Raw genomic sequence first — 19,356 nt, forward strand, 5'->3', positions numbered from 1 at the left:
GGTGATACATGTATTCTGTACGTATTAAAAAACAAGCCGAACATACAATCCATAGCAAGTATCCACTTATTCATAAAGATGCCATTATAAAACCGAACACATATCTTTCCGGAACGATAGTCGATATATGTTGCGAGGATAACAAGTTTATTGGCAGAGGTTATTATGAGAAAGATTCGCTTTATCCGGTAAGGGTTCTCACGCGCAGGAATGAATGCATTGATCAGGAATATTTCAATGTAAAGTTAAAAGAAGCGTTAAAGCGAAGAAAAAGATATCTTCATGCAGAAGATACTGATGTATACCGTATCTTTAATGAGGAAGGAGATGGAATAAGCGGTCTTGCGATAGATGTGTACGGTGAATATGTGCTTATATCATTTTTTTCTCACGGGATAGAGTCATTTTTGGACTGTATCGTGGACGCGTTACAATCAGAGATTAAGGTAAAAGGAATATATTCTGTTTCACGAATTACGCGGTCAAAGATATATCCCTGTGCAGAGAAAAAGATACACCCTACAGATCTTGTATGGGGAGAGGAAGCCCCCGAATTTTTTCAGGTTATAGAAAACGGCATTATATTTTTTGTCAGCATGAAAGAAGGGGCTAAAACAGGCCTGTATCTGGATATGAAAGATAATCGAAAAGCTTTGCAGCGCTACTGCGCCAGTAAATCAGTGTTGAATACATTTTCTTATACTTCGAGTTTTTCGGTATATGCCGCAGTGAGCGGAGCAAGGGCACTAGTGAATGTTGATTTATCAAAAAAAGCACTGGATATAAGCAAAAAGAATTGTGAAATAAACAATATTGGCTTAGAAAACAGTAAGTTCATTGCCGATGATGTGCATAGCGTTCTTGCTAAGTATATACGACAAAAAAAAGAATTTGATGTTATTGTTATTGATCCTCCTTCATTTTCACGGGGTAAAAAAGGAGTATTTCAAGCTGAAAAGGATTATGGCCCATTGTGCAAACAGGCGAGCATGCTTGTCAGTAATGGCGGGTTATTGGCATGTGCGCTTAATTTGCATGATTTAAGTCAGAACTGGTTTGAAAAACTGCTGCTGGCGTCTGCGCGCGATGTAGGAAAGAAAGGGACAATTGTGTGTTTGGGTACTCAAAGCAGCGATTTTTATGTCAGCAATACATATCCAGAAGGAAAATATTTAAAATTTGCTATTATGAGGATTGAAAGCGTATAAAAAAACGAGGAATATTAATTATTCCTCGTTTTTTTATATTAAATATTCTTTATTCTACGTATGTAAGACTAGTAATTCTCAGCAAGTATTTCGAAATATGCTTGTGGATGTTTACATGCAGGACATTGATTTGGCGCTGTTTCATTCTCTAAAACAAGCCCACAGTTTCTGCAATGCCATTTTGCAGAAGGAGTTCTTTTAAAGATAGCATTGTTTTCTATGCATGCAATCAGTTTTCTATATCTCTCTTCATGGTATTTTTCTACTTTTGCTATTTGAGTGAAGGTGTTGGCAACATCGTCAAAGCCCTCATCTTTTGCGGTTTGAGCAAAATTGGTATAAATTGCTGTCCATTCCATCTTTTCACCTGCCGCTGCAGCTTCGAGATTGCTTTTTGTATCGAGAATTTGTCCTGCAGGATATGTCGCAGTGATTTCTACGTCGCCGCCTTCTAAGTGTTTGAAGAACAATTTTGCGTGTTCTTTCTCATTTTCAGCTGTTTCAAGTAAGATCGCCGCAATCTGTTCGTAGCCTTCTTTTTTTGCAGTGCTTGCAAAGTAGGTGTATCTGTTACGTGCCTGTGATTCACCGGCAAATGCTGCAAGCAGGTTCTTCTCAGTTTGCGTTCCTTTTAAAGATGTAGCCATAAAAACCTCCTATTATCTTTTCTAGTGAAAAATTAGAATCCATATAGTATAATATAAGCGAAAGGAAATAAAGGTAAAATTATGAAAAAATGGTTATTGTTATTTGTATTAGTACCGTTAATGTTTGGTTGTGTTGCAACCGAGGAAACAAAAAAGACCGATGCGAAAACAAGTTTTTATAATGAAGCTGTTGATGCAGCAGATAGTCAAGAGCGGTCTCTTGAAAAAGGTGAAGCCGGTATTATTGCCGTATCAGGTAATGTTACAATGACTATGCCTTCCGGTTCTGTTATCGAAGCTAAAGAAGGACGAATTGTTCCCAACGGGACAAAGTTCGTAACGGATAAGGACTCGTCAGTGCAGGTTGCCTATACGCCGAGTCTCGGTAAATCAGTGCTTATAGAGGAAAAAACCGAAGCAATCGTAACTCCGGAAGAAGAAGTAAAGATAAATATCAAAAAAGGAAAAGTATTTGCCATACTTGACAAAGTAAAACCGGGCGAAAAATTTCAATTTGAAACACCGCATGCGATTGCTGGTGTTAGAGGTACGCGTCCAGAAATGCAAGTCATGATAGATGCAACGATTGTTTATGTACATGAAGGCGAAATGGGTGTTCTGGGCCTTTCTATGGATGACCATTTGCGGGCGTTGATACCTGAAGGTGAAAAAGCAAAAGTTCTTGAACAGCCAGATACACCGGTATTTCTTGAACCTTTGTCAGATATTGACCGCAACAGAGGTAGAGAGCTGATGAGGATTTTAGAGGTGAATATTAGAGATTTCAGAGATCTTCATGGCGGTGCATTCAAGATATTGAGAACAAGCATTCATGCTCCCAAGAAAAAAGGAAGCGGAAGACCAGTCTATGATACAGCTAAAAGCGGTCCGGCATATTCGCAAGGGTATGTAGATCCTTCGTCGGATAGAAATATTGGTTCCGGTTCGAGAGCTGATCAGATCGGTAGTTCGAGGCCGCCAGATGTCACCAGACCGCCAAGCGGTGATGATAAGAGTGGTGGTCGATGTCCCTGACGGTAATAAGTTAAAAATTTACATTTAAGTTAACACTACAGGCGCCCCTCATGTTGAGGGGCGCTTTTTTGTGCACAGAATCACACATTTTGAAGAAGCGTATGATTTTTTGATTATTTAACTATACGCTAAATGCTATATAGAATGCGCCGAAGGCATTTATCTACTTTTCAAGATCATGGTAGAGGGAAAGAGCCCGCTGCGTTTTGGTTTTGGGTGTGCCGGATACAGCACAATATATGAAAAGCTGTTTTGAGCGAATGCACGACACGTTTCATCCAAAAAACTGCTATCAACTATAATGATAGAGTTCTTAATTTTCCTTTCATTCATTGTGTTAATTACAGAGTGCATAAGTAATCGTTCTTCCTCAAGCGCCGCCCCCAGATATCCTGACACATCAGGAAGCAGCACAAATATTTTTTTCATATCAATATATGAGTGATCCATCATTGTAATAGCCATTACATCGTTTATCGAAAGAGAAGGTCTTTCTAGGAGTGCGCGGGATTCTTTTCTAAGAAAATATGCAAGTTTTCTGGAATCAAAAAGAGATTTGTTTTCTGTATAAAACTGCCAATTACTGTGTGGTGGATTAAGAGTGAATAGTGCACAAAAAAATTTGAGTGTTTGAGTACGTGCTTCTATCATGCGAATAGCTGGTTTTTCACGGGAGAGAATGGTGTCGAGTAAATCGTTGTGTAATGCATGCAACTCTTTATGTATTGAAAGAACACGGGTTTCTTGAGCAAATGTAAGATATTCAATATAACTATAGAGGTAGGCATATCTCTTGAGTGATATGTCCAGTGAGAATGTTATTTCTTTTAATTGAGAAAAGTATGCAAATGGAGTTATTTCACCTTTTTTATACACTGATTCAGCATCAAGAAGAGATGAGAGCTCTTTGCGAGTAAGTCTTTTTTCCAATAGAGACATAAGACGAGCTATGTCTTCATTCACTCTGTCGAGCTCAATGTTTTCTTTTAGCTTCGCTTCTTTTAGGGTGTGGTAAATTGCGGGATAATTTTTTAATGGTATTTTTTCGTCGACAGCAAGGGATCCTAAAAAATACGCATAATCATGGTCAGTAATAAGGTTGCGGGAATAATCACGCGTTTTACTATGAAGTTTTTGTAATGTGTTGGGAAGATATTCTTTTTGTATGGTTTCTGTGAGTGTCTGTATGCGAGAAATGGTTTTTTTGTAGCGAGAAACATCTTCCAATAGTTTCGTGCGTTCAGAGAGTTCATTTCTGCCGGAGAGTATAGCATTAAGATCGATACTGAGTGTGTTTCTTCCCGACAATGTATCTTTAAAAGAGTGGTTTTCTTTTGTGTAAAAGGCAAATACATATGGATTCTTTTTAAGTATTTTGTGAGAAATCCATTGTGCTGATTTAGCGCACATGCCGTTACGAGTGATGTTTTCAGGAGAGTACACGATTATATATGCTGTTTTTGAAGAACTTCCCTTATGAATTGCTTCGATGGTTCCCATTGAAACAGGGATATTTGCAGTGGCTATCGCAGCTGATGTGTCAGCATAAATAGTGTGCGGGAACAGGAGCAAGGAGATTACGAGTATCGTGCAAAGTCTGCGTATACAGAAAGCAAAGTCATTGAAAAGAAAATGTATTATGCGCATATATATACTCTAATATGTTTCAGTGCTTTTAGGAATGAAAAATGTACGAAATACAAAATATAATATACATTGCATAAAGAATATTTTCCTTGTATTTTAGCTTAAAACAATTATAGTAACCCTTAATAAGGACAAAAAATGAAGGAAAATGCTACGAACAAAGATAAACGGGTAATAGTCGAAGTTGCGATGGAAATTTCGCTCACCCCGAAGATCTTGGACACTATAGCTGAAGAAATCAGTTTTTACGGTGCTATTAGCTCAGGAATGTCTACATCAGTTGGTGGAATAGGCCCACTTTTACGCGAAAGAATAATTGCTCAGGCTGATGAAGGTGCGGACGTAATAGGCGTGACGCTGCTTTACGAAAAAGTATGGCTTCAAAGATGGCATGCTTGGGGACAGTTTTATCTCGATAAGGTTAAGGCAGGCGAGTATATCGCAAGGACATTAAAGAAGCTACCGGACGATTTAACCATAAAGATGTTTGATGGAACTGATGTAACCTGTGCTGTATGGAAAGCAACATACGGTAAAGCAAAAGTGTATTTTCTTGATCAAGCAGATGTCGGTATGATCGTTTATCCCGGTGGTTTCGATGCGCCGCCTGATACCCAGTATCCCGATCAATGGGCTAATACTATGCGGCTAAAACAAAGCTGGCTTCTCGGAAGAGGTTCTTTAGCCTTACTCGAAAAACTGAATGTATCGCCTGATATTACTATTTTAAGTGAAACCCCGACAATATTTGCCAAACATGATCTTGTGAAAGATGCATACTCAGAGTCGTCACGTTTTGCAAAGACGAAATATATATTTAATGATCATACACCGCTTGAATATGCTCACCCAGTATGGACACAGGAAAATCTTGAGATGCTTAAATTTAATCCAAAGATGTATAAAAAACTCGATTCATATAAGAATAATCCGCAGAAAATTGATATTACCCAAATGATTATTGATGTCTCCGATGGAGTATACGGTGTTAGTAAAATTCATGGTGATGTTATGAGGCAAATGCCTACTTTGCAAAAATATGCCGATAAGATTGAAACGATTACCAATGGTGTAAGTTCCGCTATTTGGCAGGCAAAAGCATTTAAGGGATATAAAAATCTTTCAGACGACCAATTGCTTGCGGTAAAAGAAGAAGAAAAACATTTGTTCGTTAATTGGTTATGGTTACGGTATAAGTTTGATTCCCAGTGGAGAGAAGACAAGAAAAAAAGACCTATTATTATGTGGATGAGAAGAGTTACCGGTTACAAGAGGCTCGATCTTTTAAGAGAGATTGTGCAAAACGACCTGTGGCGGAAACGATTTATTGATCTTGATATATGCATGATAGTTGGCGGAAGAATACATCAGCAGGACACGCTTTCTGACAGGTTAGTATTTGAACTTCTTGATGTTATTCAAAAATATCCTGAGCTTGAGGGGAGAGTAATAATACTTGATAATTTTAATATATGGGAAGCACCTAAAATATTTCCGGGAATTGATGCGGCTATTATGATTTCTGACAGAGGGAAAGAAGCAGCTGCAACCGGTTTTATGAAGGCGCAAATGAACGGTGCTATGATCATCGCAACACCGGATGGCGCAGTCCCTGAATCGGTTAACTATTATGATCCTGATGATACACAAAAAAATGCAAATGGTTTTGAAGTTACCTATTTTGACGACAGCCCTACACCTGAGTCTCTTCTTCATGCTTTGACAGAGTTTAAGTTTGTATATGATGACCAATCGCTCAGAGCATCTTTTATCAAAAATGCGTTAGCTCAGCATAATAAGATTGATGTTCGAAAAGTGGCAAAAGAAATGCTGGAATTCTGCGATAAGGTGATTGATAGAAAAAGTGACACAAAAGTGCATTTAGTGCATTAAACTCTCAGATTCCAAGTTCCTTAAGACGTGCGTCTCCAATCCCAAAGTAATGTGCAATTTCATGAATAACTGTTTTGCGAACAGCTTTTTTAATGGCCTCGGGTGTTTTGTATAGTCGTTCGATAGATTTTTTGAATAGCGTTATTTTGTCAGGCATGACATTTCCGTACCAGGTTGAACGTTTTTTTAGCGGTATTCCTTGATATAAGCCAAGAAGTATATCGTTTTCGGCTAGTCCCAATTTTATGGCAATATCTCTTTTTGGCTCATCTTCGACCGTAATAGCGATATTTTCAAGTGCATTCATGAATTCATCGGGAATATCACTTAACGCTGTTTGGACAAGTTTTTCAAACTCATTCTGCTTCATTTGGTGTGTCTTTCTTTTTTTTGAGTGGTATGGGCTTTCTACTGATGCTATAATTTTTGAGTTCAATTTTTATACGTTTTAAAAAATCTTTTTCTAGATGGTTTGTGGCGTTTATTAAAGCTTCCTCAGTATTACTCGCATCTGTTACGAGCTCAACATCTACTACAAAGTTACTTACATTGTTTTGGAGGTGACTTGCAGGGATAGAGATTTTTACTGTTACGGCTGCCGGAATAACATATTTCATCGTTTTACTCCTTTTTTTGTTAATAATTCTAACATTTCTGCTATAATTTAGCGATGTGAAAAAGGAGAGGAAAAGGAGAATTGTATGGATAAGAATTATATGACGCGTGAATCACACCAGAAACTACAGGAGAAACTGATAAATTTAAGAGAAAAGGAATTGCCTGAAATTAGTAAGGAAAAACTTGAAGCTGCTGAACAGGGCGATTTGAGCGAAAATGCTGGCTACGAATACGCAAAACAAAAACTTGAGATGATACAAAATAAAATTCGTGAATTGTCTGCAGATTTAGAAAATGTTCAGTTTATTGAAGACTTACCAATTAAGGGCATTATCATTTCGGTTGGGACAATAGTTACTTTTCATGACATGGATAGCGATAAAGAAGTAATCTATTCGATACTTGGTCCCGGTGACGCGGAATTCGGAAACGATGTAATATCATATAAAAGCCCCCTTGCCCGCGGTATGATAACGAAAAAGGTAGGGGACCTTGTAGAAATTAATGTGCCTGAAGGAAAACGCACGCTGAAAGTACTGAACATTGATACGTATAAGAAAAAGGAGTAGTTATGGAATTATTGCTCGCGGGTTTTAATGTTGATGTAGAAACATTAAAATCACTTAATAACGGTACGCTCGATCATAGCAGAATGACACCGGAAACATTGTCTGCTGCGTATGCTCGTATCAGCAGAAGCCCAAAACCGGTTAACGAGCTACGTGCATTATCACGCTCAGAGGTTGAAAAATCGCGCAAATCAAATAAAAACATCATTTTTAAGATGGGACATCATTCTGTTGCGGAACACGCGGTATTTAATTTTGATATTATAGGTGTTTCGCGTTTTGCGATTGAAGAGGTTGAAAAATTCAGACTATGTTCATATACAGAGAAATCACAACGATATATTACGTTAGATGGAGCGTATACTGTTCCGGAAGAAATCAAAGGCTCGCCCCATGAAGCCCTATATGTTGAGTGCACAAAAGAACTCAATAATTTTTATCAGATACTTTACGAGAAACTTAAGGATCATGTATTTAAAAAGTATGCAGAATTAGCTGAAGACAAAAAAAACCATTCTTTACTTGAGGGATGGGCGAAGGAAGACGCACGCTATATTACACCGCTTGCAAACACGGGACAGTTAGGGCAGACAATTAATGCACGTAATCTTGAGCTTCTCTTAAGACGTTTTTCCTCGCATCCACTAAAGGAAGTGCAGATGCTCGGAAAATACTACTATGATTTAGTGGAAAAAATTGCGCCTTCAATTATTCTATTTCATGAAGCAAATGAATATGACCAGAAAACGTATAGTGAAGTGTCCTCGTATGTGAAGCCATTTTTACAAGGCAATACAGATAGTAACCCCTCAGAGAATCTTGTCACTCTTTGCGAGTATCCGCATAATGCTGATAACATAACAGTAGCTGCACTTATGCATACAAGTGCACAAATCAGTTTTTCTCGTTGCATGGATATTGCCCAGAAGATGAGTGATCAAGAAAAAGAGGGTGTTGTTAAGACATCCTGTAAGCACATGGCATTTTATGACACAGTTTTAAGAGAATATGAACACTCGAATTATGTGTATGACCTTATTGTTTCCGCTGCGTGTTTTGGGCAGCTTAAACGTCATCGTATGGCAACGCTGACAACTCAGCCTTACGACCCTTCACTGGGTGTAACGATACCCCCATCAATTAAAGAAATCGGGATGGAATCTTCTTTTCTGGATATGGTCCATAAAAGCGCAGAGGTATACGATAAAATAGCAAAAGATATTCCTCACGCGGCGCCATATGTTCTAACAAATGCCCACAGAAGAAGAGTATTGTTTACCGCTAATGCGAGAGAACTCTATCATGTCGCGCGATTACGTGATGACCAGCATGCACAATGGGATATACGAGAAGTTGCTTCAGTAATGACTGAAGAAGTGAGAAAAGTGGCGCCACTAACCATGCTTCTGTCGTGCGGTAAGGATAAATATACTGAGCGGTACCAAGAAGTGTATGGTAAAGAGCCGCGCAGTATCTAAAAAATAAAGATTACAATTGAGAACCACTTTCAGGATACAATGCTTTCAGTCATCATACGCGGATATGCGCATGCTTCTTGATACAATATACGCGAAAATGGGGCCATTAAAGTATCCGCTTGCATATCTGCCCCAATGGTATACAAAGATATTTTTAAAAATTGACCTGTCAAAGCAATCACCTGCTAGGAGCATTGCTGAAAAAGATATACCAATTTTTATTATTCATAGCGAGAAAGACAGTCAGATCCCTGCTTTACATGCAGAGAAACTCTTGCGCACACAACCGCGTGCACAATCATGGGTTATTGAAGCGGGGGAGCATGGGCAGCTTTCACAGAGCTCGGAATATCAGCGGCGTATAGTGCAATTTTTTGAGAAGAATCTTTGATAAACACTATTTTTTAATAAAATGTTTTACAAGAGAAAAATAGTGGTGGTAGTATAAGGAAAATGGAGTGAGTATGCAAAAAGACTATTATAAAATTCTTGGGGTATCAGAAAACACATCTGATGCTGAAATAAAAAAGATATATCGGAAGCTTGCGGTAAAATATCATCCCGATAAAAATCCCAACAAGGGAAAAGAAGCCGAAGAGAAATTTAAAGAAATATCTGAGGCTTATTACGTGTTGAGTGATAAGAAGCGCCGTCAGGAATATGATACAATGCGTAAATATGGCGGCGGTTATTCAGGTAATTTTGCCGGGGCACAGGGTTTTGATTTTGAAGATTTACTGCACCAGTATTCCGGCGGAAAAAAGTCTAGTAGACGCGCAAATAGCCAATACTCAATGTTTGGTGATATCTTTGGTGATATCTTTGGCGGCGGCGGGTATCAACAAGCGTCTCCCGGACAAGGTGCGGGGTGTCAATATGAAACAACAGCACCAAAGACAACCAATACTGATATAAAAGTTAAAATAAAACTCGATAGTAAAAGAGCTGAAGAAGGCGGCAAGATAAAAATAAAGATACCCGGTGGCAAGGCCTTTACCGTAAAGATTCCCAAGGGATGTAAAGACGGCCAGAAACTGCGTTTATCCAGAGAAGGTAAAGAGTGTCCCTACTGTAATCATCATGGAGATATTATTTTAATAATACAAAAAGTATAACGGCTATATTGTTTGTAACGGGCCGAAGGAGAAGTAAATGAAAATTAAAAACATATTTGCGTGTTGTGTTATATATGGTTTTGTATGTTGTGTAGTGCCGCAAAGCTATTGCGAAGAAGAGATATCAAATAAAAATGTACCGAAGGTACAAAATGAGAATGTCATAGATGTTGGTGGGGCTATATGGTCTGAACAAGATGCCGAAGATGCTGAAAAATCTCTGCCCTCTTTTGAAGAAGAGATTATATATTCCAAGGATGTGTTGCCGGTCCCAACTAAAGAGGAACTTTCAAAAAGTGCCGGAGAAGAAATAAAAGAGATAGAAAAAGAAGATGACTCAAAAGCTGCGCGCCAAGACGCTGAAGATAAAATAGCTCCTGAGACATTCGCGGCAAGCGAACCCAAAGAAATTGATCCTTTAAAAGAAGTTGTGCAGGAGAAAAAGGAAGAGTTAAGCCCACAGATTGAAGAAGTAAAGCAGGCAATTCCTCAATCAATACCAGAGCCTATTCTTGAAGAGAAGCCAAAAGAAGAGAAAGAAGTAGCGCCAGTTGTTCAAGTCGAAGAGATTGAAAAACCGCAAGCACCGGAAGTTATCGTTAGCGAAGATGTGAAATTTGAAAATATTCAAGAAGACACAATTGCAAAACCTATTGTGAAAAAGAAGCCAAAAGAAGATGTTGTGCAAGAAACAGAAAAGGTAATTGAGAAGAAGGAAAAAAAGATTCCGACAAAAAAAGAGACTCCTAAAAAAATCGCAAAAAAGGCAAAGCCTTTTAAGAACAAGCTGCCTGATATTGCCATTGCTGATGTTAGTGCCCGTCATTTAGGAGAAGGAGCTCATTATGAGGTTGTTGTTACCCTGAAAAATGAGGGGGCTGTGCCAGCGCCTGCTAAAAAATACGGCGAACAGATAAAAATGATAATCAAGATCGAAGGAAAACCTCAGACGAGACAATTACGGCTCCAGAAAAGGATACCGCCTCATAAGGAAATTAAGATATCGATCGGAAAGTATTTAAAGCATACCATTGATAAGAAAAAGATATTTATTCAGGTTCAGATAGAAGGCAATGAGATTAAACGAGCAAATAATATCTGGAACAAACGTGCAGTAAAAAAGTAAAAAAAACACCGCCCCGATTTATCGGGGCGGTGAGAATTCTCCTACTTCACTTCATACTCAACAAGCTCTATTGTTGAGTTCATCATATCGTTTTTTGTAACTGCTTTAACTGTTCCTGAAGGCACTTTGTCGCATGTCCATGTGGTAGTGATAGTCTCTTTACCACCAAAATTGAGTATTGTTTCACTTACGGTACAATCATAGCTTTTGCCAGCGACAGTAATTGTTTCTTTGCCGACTTCTTTGATTTTAACGTCCATACCCATCTTTGAATAATCGCTTGTTGCAGGTACTTTCATTTTGTTTTCTGTTTTTGTACTGCCCATCTGTGTTTTGATTGATAGGGTTGCACCGTTTTCGTCTTTATCAAGCAAGGTTGTGGTCGTCGTGTTTTCAGTATTAAACGCTTGTCCTGCAACTTTTGTTTGAGTGGTGTTCTTATGTTTTGCCCAGCTGCCTTTTGTTGCCTTCATCCACGGATTTTCTTTTACTTCTGCGTGTCCGCATGTCGCAAGAAAAACAAAAAGCGCAGTAGAAACAATAAACATTGTGATTTTCATATCTCCCCTCCTTTTATAGGTATATGATGGTTAGAACCGCATATAATATCATACGACAAAGGCATTATAAAGAATAATAATATGTAGTGAATAAATAAGGGGAATTCTTATTATTATAGTAGTATATTTTGTTCTTGATGTATTTATGGAGGGAGATTACTATATAGCAGATTCACTACATGTTAGCAGGAAGACATATTCAATTAAACGAGCAATACTATTATTTATAAGCGAGTAAAGAAATATGGTTCAGGGACTTATTTTTGGCATATTTGGTGGTTTAGGACTCTTTATCTATGGTATATGGGTAATGAGCGAGGGACTGCAAAAAATATGTGGTGAAAAAATGAGAAAAATTCTTTCGGGACTTACCAATAACCCTTTTAAGGGGGCTATGGTAAGTGCCGGAGTTACCAGCCTCACTCAATCATCTTCTGCAACAACAGTCATGACGATCGGTTTCGTGAACGCAAACCTCATGACACTCAAACAAGCCCTAGGCATTGTTTTTGGCGCAAATATTGGTACAACAATTACCGCCCAACTCATTGCTTTTAAGCTGACAGATTTTGCCTTGCCGGTTATTGGTATCGGCATGCTCATGCTTCTTTTTGCTAAAAAGAAAAGAACAAAGAATATCGCAAATTTTGTCTTGGGTTTTGGAATATTGTTTTTAGGTCTAAAAATTATGACTGGGGCAGTAAAACCTTTAGGTGACTCTGCATTGTTTAATGACATTTTTGTCAGCTTTAGCCGTTACCCAGTTCTTGCGATTCTTGCTGCAGCAGTTGTAACCGCTATTACTCAGAGCAGTTCTGTTACAACGGGTATGGTTCTAGGGCTTGCCATGGCAAATCTGATCGATTTGCATGCTGCCATACCGCTTATTTTGGGATGTAATATCGGCACATGTGTAACAGCCCTTATTGCGTCAATAGGGGCGAATGTTACCGCAAAAAGGGTTGCCATCGCGCACATATTCTTTAATGTGTTAGGTGTGATCATATTCTTTCCGTTTATATCACTTTTGCAAACATTTGCTGTTGCAAGTTCTGATTATTTGCCGCGCCAAATCGCTAATGTCCACACCTTATTTAATGTCGTTACAACGCTTATTTTTCTCCCCTTTGTCGGTCAATATGCGACGGCTCTTATGAAGGTATTTAAGGGTAAAGAAGAAGAAGAGTTTGATTATATGCCGAAATATTTAGAGCCGCACCTTTTAAGTACTCCACCCATTGCAATTGACGCGGTAAAGAAGGAGACTGTCAGAACACTTGAACTTACCAAAAAAATGATTAATCTTGCAATGGAAAGCTTTTATAAAAATAATCCTAAATCTTTGGATAAGATAACTCGCGGGGAAGAAGCAGTTGACTCAATGCGGGAAGCAGTTACAAATTATCTTGTAGATCTTATGGGGGAAGAGCTCACCAGAGCGCAATCTCAAAAGATTCCTGTTTTATTACATGTAATTAATGACGTTGAAAGAATTGGTGATCACGCTGAGAATTTAAGAGATTTAGCGGAGCAAAAGATTGATAGTGGTCTCAAGCTGTCTGATAAAGCGTTCGAGGAATGCAAGAAGATACATGAAGAAGTAGATCTAATGATCGATTCCACGATCGAGTCTTTAAAAGCAAACAATATTCATGAGGCTCGAGTAGTGTTAAAGCTTGAAGAGCGTATAAACAGTATGCGTGAAATGTTTAAGGATAATCATATACATCGCCTTGAAGATGGTAAATGTGATGCCCTTTCAGGCGTGGTATTTTTAGATTTAATAAGTAATTTTGAAAAAATTGCTGATCACCTCGATAATGTTGCTCAAAAAGTTATAGATGGGTTGCAGTGGGAACAAAGACAAAAAAGCATTGCATAAGAAAGTCTATACATACCTATTATTTACAGATTTGTATGAAACGCTTGCCTGAGGAAAGATAATGTCCCAAGCCAATATTCTTATCATTGAAGATGAAAAAGATATCTGTGAGATGATTGATTATAATCTTACCAAGGAAGGGTATCGTGTTTTTTCTGCGGGAAATAGCGCTAAAGCGTTTCGCTTACTTGAAAAGGAACGAATAGATCTCATTATTTTAGATATTATGCTCCCCGATAAGGACGGTTTTGAAATCTGTAAGCTGTTAAAAGTTGATAAAAAGACAAGCCGCGTGCCTATAATTATGTTAAGTGCAAAGTCTCAGGAAACAGATAAGGTACTTGGACTAGAACTTGGTGCTGATGATTATGTTACAAAACCGTTTAGTGTCCGTGAGTTGAGCGCCCGTATAAAAGCTGTTTTAAGAAGACATGCGGTCTCTGATAGCAAAGGTGCTTCAAATGAAAACGCAATATGTTTAGACCCGGAAAAACAAAAGGTAACTGTGCATAGAAAAGAAATTAAACTTACGCGTACAGAATTCAAGCTTTTAGAATATTTTATGCAGAAACCGGGGATGGTCCTATCAAGGGAAAAAATTCTCGATCGGGTATTCGGTTATGACTCTCCGGTATATGACCGAACCGTAGATGTACATATAAAATCACTGCGTAAAAAGCTGGGCAACGCAAAAAGCTACATAGAGACTGTACGTGGATCGGGATATCGCTTTAAGGAGTAAGAAGGAATAAGCTCATGAAAGATAAAATAATCTGGAAATTATTAAGTGCGTTTGCATGTGTATCACTTATATCAATATTTGTGATGAACTTTTTTGTTGGGTTGAGGCTTCAGGATTATTATGAGGATAAAATCATTGAAGAGCTTAAAAGTAACTCGTTTCTTGTTGGCGATATAATACAGAAGTGTATTGAGCGTAAAGACAGCAGTGATGTGCAAACAGAAGTAAAAAGACTAGCAGTGCGGTTGCATTACAGAGTGACTGTGCTTGATAATAATGGGGCGGTTTTGGGGGATTCTCGTGTTCGTCCTGGAAATATGGATAACCATAAGGAACGGCCAGAGATTGTCGGAGCGCTTAATAATGGATACGGGGATAGTACGCGGTATAGTAGTACTGTCGGTATGAGGATGAAATATGTCGCTACGGCAATAAAAAACAAGAATCAGATCGTTGGAATAGTTAGATTAGCGGTTCCGCTTGCAGATATCGAAATACAAAAAAAACTCATTTATCGAGTAGTATTGTTCGGTGGCGTTATAGCTCTTATTTGCGCGCTCATTATTGGATATTATGCTTCACGAAGCGTTACCAGGCCAATATATGAGATGAAAGAAAAAGCAGAGAATTTTGCAAAAGGAGATTTTACAAAAAAGATCAAAATCACTTCTAAAGATGAGCTTGGTCAATTAGCTCAGTCTCTTAATAGCATGGCTGTTGAACTTCAGATTAAGATGGATAATTTAAGAAAAATGGATAAAGTGAGAACAGATTTTGTTGCAAATGTATCGCACGAACTCAAGACACCGCTTACATCTATACGGGGATTTGTTGAAACGTTAGAAGACGGTGCGCTTGACGATAAAGAAAACGCCAAGCGGTTTCTCTCTATTATTAATAAGCATACGATCCGGCTCGATGCTATTGTAAATGATCTTTTGACCCTTACGGAGCTGGAACTTGAAAGAGATAGAATTGAAAGGACACATTTTGATCTTAAAGAGTTGATTGAAGAAGTGCTTCTCGGTTTTGGTCACGCGTTAAATAAACAGCATATTTCACTTGAAACTAACTATACCGGTTCTGATTTTACTATTTCAGCTGATAAGGATCGCATTGAGCAGATAATAGTCAATATTATCGATAATGCGGTGAAATACTCTGAACCAGGCGGAATTATAAAGATATCGTTAGAAAAAGAAAAAGATGCTCTTAAGATAAAGATCACTGATTCTGGCATTGGAATTCCACAGGAAGAGCTCACGCGCGTTTTTGAGCGGTTTTATAGAGTAGATAAAGCCAGATCAAGCGAACGTGGCGGGACCGGTCTTGGTTTATCCATTGTTAAGCACATTGTATCATTACACAACGGGCAGGTACATATCGATAGTGAGCCGGGAAAAGGGACTTCCGTTACTGTTATTCTCTCCTGTTAGTTGCAGTGCTATCTTCACGAAATCTTCATATTTCCTTCATACTATCTTCACAATTATATTCTATTATATGCGCATGATTTTAACAGGGAGAGAATGTGTATATAAAGAATGAACATTTGAATACTATTATTAAGAGTTTATGCGTCGTGTTGTTTTTGTATTTGTTCTTAATAAGTATTGGCATGATGGGCGCGGCGTTTAAGGGCTTTGGAGAAGGATTTGCAGAGCATCTTATCCAAACGACATCAAATCCTTTTGTTGGTCTTTTTATCGGTGTTCTTGCGACCAGCGTTATTCAAAGCTCGTCAACGACAACATCAATGGTTGTGGGTATGGTTGGTGGCGGGGTTTTAACCGTAACGAATGCCGTTCCAATCATTATGGGCGCAAATATTGGCACAACGGTAACCAATACCATTGTATCTTTGGGCCACGTAACTCGTAGGGAAGAGTTTAAGCGGGCAATAGCCGGGGCGACCGTGCATGATTTCTTTAACATGATCTGTGTAGCGATCATGTTCCCCCTTGAATTAGCGACAGGATTTCTTCAAAAGACTGCAACATGGATGAGTACGCTTTTTGCAGGAGTGGGTGGAACGACGTTTAATAGCCCGATAAAAGCCATTACAAAACCGGTTATTAATATGATCAAGCATGCTTTAATAGATTTATCCGGAGACCACAAGAAAACGGCCTATGTAATAATGCTTGCTCTTTCATTTGCGCTTCTATTCTTAGCACTATATTTCATCGTTAAGCTAATGAAATCTCTTGTTGTGAACAAGGTGGAAAATTCACTCGATAAGGTTCTTGGAAAAAGCGGTATTATTGCAATAATTGCGGGAGTTATATTCACCATATTGGTGCAAAGCAGCTCGATAACAACTTCTTTATTGATACCCCTTGTCGCGGCTGGTATCATGAATATCGAGACAATATTTCCTCTTACGATGGGAGCAAATATCGGAACAACGACAACATCTATTCTTGCGGCATTTGCGACAGGAAATGTATCGGCAATTATTATAGCGTTTGTACATTTTCTTTTTAATATGATAGGTGTTACGGTTCTCTATCCGATACAGTTGTTTAGGAAAATTCCGATACGATTGGCAAAGTCGCTCGGTGAACTGGCGTACAGGAAAAGAGGATATGCAATTTTGTATGTAGTGACATTGTTTTTTATTGTTCCAGGCATACTAATATTTATTACAGAATATTTTAAATAAAAGGGAGGAAAGATTATGTTTAAAAGCATTATTAATTTTTGGAAAGGTAAAGATTTCATGTCTAAGGTGTTAGGTGATTTTGAAACTATGCTCAATGATTCCGAGACAATGTTTGTTCTGGTGAATAAGAGATTAACGGGGGAAGATACCGAAACAGATATTAAGGATACGATCTATAAAATGGATCGTACAATCAATAAACTTCAGCGGGATATACGCAAAAGGGTTATTGAACATTTTGCGCTACAGCCAACGGTTGATATGCCTACATCGCTTATTTTAATGAGTGTTGTAAAAGATGCTGAGAGGCTCGGGGATTATGCAAAGAACTTGTATGAAGTGACCGAGCTTTTGCAAAGGCCGTATGATAAGGGGTATTACGAAGATCTCTTTGATTCTATGGATAAGAAACTTTTGGATATATTTCAGAAGACAAAGAAATGTTTTATTGATTCAGATGAGAAATTGGCACAGGAAATAGTTGATATAGAGCGTGGTATTGTTAAAGCATGTGATACAGGAATTGAAAAGCTTGCAAAAAGTAAGTTAGAGACAAATCAGGCAGTATGCTCAACGTTGACGCTTAGGTATTACAAAAGGATTTGTGCTCATCTCGGGAATATTGCCTCTTCAGTATATATGCCGCTTACTGATCTCGATCATTTTGATGAAAAAACAAGGCAAGGCGAAGTTCAATAATACAAGGAAGAAAATGCGTGAAAAGAATATTCTTTTTCGTAGCAATACTAACAGTCAGTTTATCTATTAACGCGAGACTTTACGCAAGTGAGATAGATATCCTTGTTGAAAGGACTAAAGAAGAGATTTCTCAAGAAACGAAGCAAGAGATAGATAGTTCGTTAGCACAAGCAAGCATTAAGCCCGCCGGAAAAAACGACCTTAAGGTGTATTGGAAACACGGCGTTCATATGAAAACGGCTGACGAAAATGTAAAAATAAAAATCGGCGGGCGTATACAGGCTGATACTGCATGGATGAAACAGGATACTGCACTGAAGGATTTAGTGGGCAAACCGGACGGAAACGCAGAGTTTAGACGGGCGCGTTTGTATATTTCGGGTGATATATATAAAGATTATTTTTTCAAAGCGCAATATGACTTTGCTGATGGAGATGCTGATTTTAAGAATGTCTATTTAGGAATGAAACATATTCCATTTATCGGCACATTTAAAGTGGGACATTTTAAAGAACCGTTTAGTCTTGAAGAGCTTACCAGTAGCAATTACATCACTTTTTTGGAACGGGGATTACCTAACGTTTTTGCACCCAGCCGAAATATGGGTCTGCAATTAAATAATACTTTGTTTGATAAAAGGCTCACTTGGGCCGCGGGTGTGTTTCGGCAGAGTGATGATTTTGGTTTTTCTGACCGAGGAGGGGGGGCTGCTACTGGACGTATTACAGGGCTCCCTATATATAAGGAAGAGGGGAGAGTGTTGCTTCATGTCGGAGCCGCTTACAGTTTAAGGGATCCGAGAGATGATCTCCGATATAGAGAGAGACCGGAGACACATTTATCACAACGCTACGTAGATACGTATACATTTGATGCAGACTATGTAAGTATATTGGGACTAGAAACCGCGCTTGTCTATGGTTCATTCTCTTTGCAGAGTGAGCTAATGCAATCCTTTGTTGATCAATCACACAGCAATTCTTCGCATACGTATTTCCCCGGGGTATATGTATACGGAAGTTACTTCCTTACGGGTGAAAACAGGGCTTATCACATGAAAAGAGGATGTTTTACCCGCGTAAAACCGCTGAAGAAGTTCTCAATTAAAGATAAGACATGGGGTGCGTGGGAGGTTACTGTGCGGTACTCATATCTTGATCTTAAGGATAAGAATATTTTAGGCGGAATTGTCTCAGATGTATCTGTAGGGCTGAATTGGTATTGGAATCCATGTATGCGTGTAATGGGTAACTATGTTCACTCTAACCGTAATAGTACCGGCTCATCCGATATTCTAGAAGGTCGATTCCAGATAAATTTTTAACAGGTGAAACCCAAGTATATTAGTAACCGGTGAGCAAAAGGGGGAATTATTTGGGAGGTAAGAGTAAATAAGGATCAATATCAGGATTATGAATATAAGCTTCTAATGTTTTCTTAAGCCATTCTTCTAAGGATCCGATCTTAAGAC

General features: G+C 38.5%; 19 protein-coding genes. 14 read left to right on the forward strand and 5 right to left on the reverse strand.

The genetic code is table 11. The features are described 5' to 3' along the window. Positions 1–8: 8 nt before the first annotated feature. On the forward strand, positions 9–1,208 hold the full coding sequence (locus tag P9M13_01955) for a class I SAM-dependent rRNA methyltransferase (GenBank protein ID MDP8262053.1): 1,200 nt from the start codon (positions 9–11) through the stop codon (positions 1,206–1,208). 68 nt (positions 1,209–1,276) lie between these two features. Here P9M13_01955 and P9M13_01960 read toward each other — a convergent pair whose 3' ends face one another. Continuing rightward, positions 1,277–1,855 (reverse strand): ferritin family protein, encoded by a 579-nt coding sequence (locus tag P9M13_01960; protein ID MDP8262054.1) that lies wholly within the window; start codon positions 1,853–1,855, stop codon positions 1,277–1,279. Positions 1,856–1,936: 81 nt separating this feature from the next. On the opposite strand from P9M13_01960, the gene P9M13_01965 reads away from it, so the two are divergent. Further along, positions 1,937–2,890, forward strand: coding sequence for a FecR domain-containing protein (locus P9M13_01965; GenBank protein MDP8262055.1), 954 nt, complete (start codon positions 1,937–1,939; stop codon positions 2,888–2,890). A 159-nt stretch (positions 2,891–3,049) separates the two neighbouring features. On the opposite strand, the gene P9M13_01970 is transcribed toward P9M13_01965, so the two are convergent. Beyond that, positions 3,050–4,537 (reverse strand): hypothetical protein, encoded by a 1,488-nt coding sequence (locus P9M13_01970; GenBank protein MDP8262056.1) that lies wholly within the window; start codon positions 4,535–4,537, stop codon positions 3,050–3,052. A 138-nt stretch (positions 4,538–4,675) separates the two neighbouring features. Between P9M13_01970 and P9M13_01975 the strand changes: the two genes are divergently transcribed. Then, entirely contained in the window at positions 4,676–6,430 is a 1,755-nt protein-coding gene (locus tag P9M13_01975) for a glycogen/starch/alpha-glucan phosphorylase (GenBank protein ID MDP8262057.1), read from the forward strand. A 4-nt stretch (positions 6,431–6,434) separates the two neighbouring features. Here P9M13_01975 and P9M13_01980 read toward each other — a convergent pair whose 3' ends face one another. Then, on the reverse strand, positions 6,435–6,800 hold the full coding sequence (locus tag P9M13_01980) for a metallopeptidase family protein (GenBank protein ID MDP8262058.1): 366 nt from the start codon (positions 6,798–6,800) through the stop codon (positions 6,435–6,437). After that, entirely contained in the window at positions 6,787–7,047 is a 261-nt protein-coding gene (locus P9M13_01985; GenBank protein MDP8262059.1) for a hypothetical protein, read from the reverse strand. Before P9M13_01985 ends, P9M13_01980 begins: the two co-directional genes overlap by 14 nt. An 84-nt stretch (positions 7,048–7,131) precedes the next feature. Here P9M13_01985 and greA point away from each other — a divergent pair, with 84 nt between their 5' ends. From greA to P9M13_02010, 5 genes are all read left to right on the forward strand, one after another. Next, positions 7,132–7,617 (forward strand): transcription elongation factor GreA, encoded by a 486-nt coding sequence (gene greA / locus P9M13_01990; GenBank protein MDP8262060.1) that lies wholly within the window; start codon positions 7,132–7,134, stop codon positions 7,615–7,617. 2 nt (positions 7,618–7,619) lie between these two features. Further along, positions 7,620–9,095, forward strand: a complete 1,476-nt coding sequence (locus tag P9M13_01995) for an FAD-dependent thymidylate synthase (GenBank protein MDP8262061.1) — start codon at positions 7,620–7,622, stop codon at positions 9,093–9,095. A gap of 70 nt (positions 9,096–9,165) precedes the next feature. Beyond that, the gene (locus P9M13_02000; GenBank protein ID MDP8262062.1) at positions 9,166–9,486 is read left to right on the forward strand and encodes an alpha/beta hydrolase; all 321 of its coding nucleotides are present in this window, start codon (positions 9,166–9,168) and stop codon (positions 9,484–9,486) included. 73 nt (positions 9,487–9,559) lie between these two features. Continuing rightward, positions 9,560–10,210, forward strand: a complete 651-nt coding sequence (locus P9M13_02005; protein ID MDP8262063.1) for a DnaJ domain-containing protein — start codon at positions 9,560–9,562, stop codon at positions 10,208–10,210. A 37-nt stretch (positions 10,211–10,247) separates the two neighbouring features. Beyond that, positions 10,248–11,336: a hypothetical protein gene (locus tag P9M13_02010; GenBank protein ID MDP8262064.1), complete on the forward strand. Its 1,089-nt coding sequence runs from the start codon at positions 10,248–10,250 to the stop codon at positions 11,334–11,336. A gap of 41 nt (positions 11,337–11,377) precedes the next feature. Here the strand turns inward: P9M13_02010 and P9M13_02015 are convergent, their stop codons facing one another. Further along, complete coding sequence (locus P9M13_02015) at positions 11,378–11,896, reverse strand: hypothetical protein (GenBank protein ID MDP8262065.1); 519 nt, start codon at positions 11,894–11,896, stop codon at positions 11,378–11,380. Between the two features lie 244 nt (positions 11,897–12,140). Here P9M13_02015 and P9M13_02020 point away from each other — a divergent pair, with 244 nt between their 5' ends. The 6 genes from P9M13_02020 (at position 12,141) to P9M13_02045 (ending at position 19,209) form a co-directional block, all read left to right on the forward strand. Further along, complete coding sequence (locus P9M13_02020; GenBank protein ID MDP8262066.1) at positions 12,141–13,778, forward strand: Na/Pi cotransporter family protein; 1,638 nt, start codon at positions 12,141–12,143, stop codon at positions 13,776–13,778. Between the two features lie 61 nt (positions 13,779–13,839). Further along, entirely contained in the window at positions 13,840–14,520 is a 681-nt protein-coding gene (locus P9M13_02025) for a response regulator (GenBank protein ID MDP8262067.1), read from the forward strand. Positions 14,521–14,534: 14 nt separating this feature from the next. After that, entirely contained in the window at positions 14,535–15,956 is a 1,422-nt protein-coding gene (locus tag P9M13_02030; GenBank protein ID MDP8262068.1) for an ATP-binding protein, read from the forward strand. A gap of 95 nt (positions 15,957–16,051) precedes the next feature. Beyond that, a complete protein-coding gene (locus tag P9M13_02035; protein ID MDP8262069.1) occupies positions 16,052–17,185 on the forward strand; it encodes a Na/Pi symporter in 1,134 nt (377 codons plus the stop codon). A 15-nt stretch (positions 17,186–17,200) separates the two neighbouring features. Beyond that, positions 17,201–17,884, forward strand: a complete 684-nt coding sequence (locus tag P9M13_02040) for a PhoU domain-containing protein (GenBank protein MDP8262070.1) — start codon at positions 17,201–17,203, stop codon at positions 17,882–17,884. Between the two features lie 17 nt (positions 17,885–17,901). Next, on the forward strand, positions 17,902–19,209 hold the full coding sequence (locus P9M13_02045) for a porin (protein ID MDP8262071.1): 1,308 nt from the start codon (positions 17,902–17,904) through the stop codon (positions 19,207–19,209). The last annotated feature ends 147 nt before the right edge of the window (positions 19,210–19,356 follow it).

The sequence above is a fragment of the Candidatus Ancaeobacter aquaticus genome, assembly GCA_030765405.1.
Classification (GTDB): Bacteria; Auribacterota; Ancaeobacteria; order Ancaeobacterales; family Ancaeobacteraceae; genus Ancaeobacter; species Ancaeobacter aquaticus.

Coding starts and splice junctions, on each gene's coding strand:
- P9M13_01955 (MDP8262053.1), top strand. CDS start 9: ATGTATTCTGTACGTATTAAAAAACAAGCCGAACATACAATCCATAGC.
- P9M13_01960 (MDP8262054.1), bottom strand. CDS start 1,855: ATGGCTACATCTTTAAAAGGAACGCAAACTGAGAAGAACCTGCTTGCA.
- P9M13_01965 (MDP8262055.1), top strand. CDS start 1,937: ATGAAAAAATGGTTATTGTTATTTGTATTAGTACCGTTAATGTTTGGT.
- P9M13_01970 (MDP8262056.1), bottom strand. CDS start 4,537: ATGCGCATAATACATTTTCTTTTCAATGACTTTGCTTTCTGTATACGC.
- P9M13_01975 (MDP8262057.1), top strand. CDS start 4,676: ATGAAGGAAAATGCTACGAACAAAGATAAACGGGTAATAGTCGAAGTT.
- P9M13_01980 (MDP8262058.1), bottom strand. CDS start 6,800: ATGAAGCAGAATGAGTTTGAAAAACTTGTCCAAACAGCGTTAAGTGAT.
- P9M13_01985 (MDP8262059.1), bottom strand. CDS start 7,047: ATGAAATATGTTATTCCGGCAGCCGTAACAGTAAAAATCTCTATCCCT.
- greA (MDP8262060.1), top strand. CDS start 7,132: ATGGATAAGAATTATATGACGCGTGAATCACACCAGAAACTACAGGAG.
- P9M13_01995 (MDP8262061.1), top strand. CDS start 7,620: ATGGAATTATTGCTCGCGGGTTTTAATGTTGATGTAGAAACATTAAAA.
- P9M13_02000 (MDP8262062.1), top strand. CDS start 9,166: ATGCTTCTTGATACAATATACGCGAAAATGGGGCCATTAAAGTATCCG.
- P9M13_02005 (MDP8262063.1), top strand. CDS start 9,560: ATGCAAAAAGACTATTATAAAATTCTTGGGGTATCAGAAAACACATCT.
- P9M13_02010 (MDP8262064.1), top strand. CDS start 10,248: ATGAAAATTAAAAACATATTTGCGTGTTGTGTTATATATGGTTTTGTA.
- P9M13_02015 (MDP8262065.1), bottom strand. CDS start 11,896: ATGAAAATCACAATGTTTATTGTTTCTACTGCGCTTTTTGTTTTTCTT.
- P9M13_02020 (MDP8262066.1), top strand. CDS start 12,141: ATGGTTCAGGGACTTATTTTTGGCATATTTGGTGGTTTAGGACTCTTT.
- P9M13_02025 (MDP8262067.1), top strand. CDS start 13,840: ATGTCCCAAGCCAATATTCTTATCATTGAAGATGAAAAAGATATCTGT.
- P9M13_02030 (MDP8262068.1), top strand. CDS start 14,535: ATGAAAGATAAAATAATCTGGAAATTATTAAGTGCGTTTGCATGTGTA.
- P9M13_02040 (MDP8262070.1), top strand. CDS start 17,201: ATGTTTAAAAGCATTATTAATTTTTGGAAAGGTAAAGATTTCATGTCT.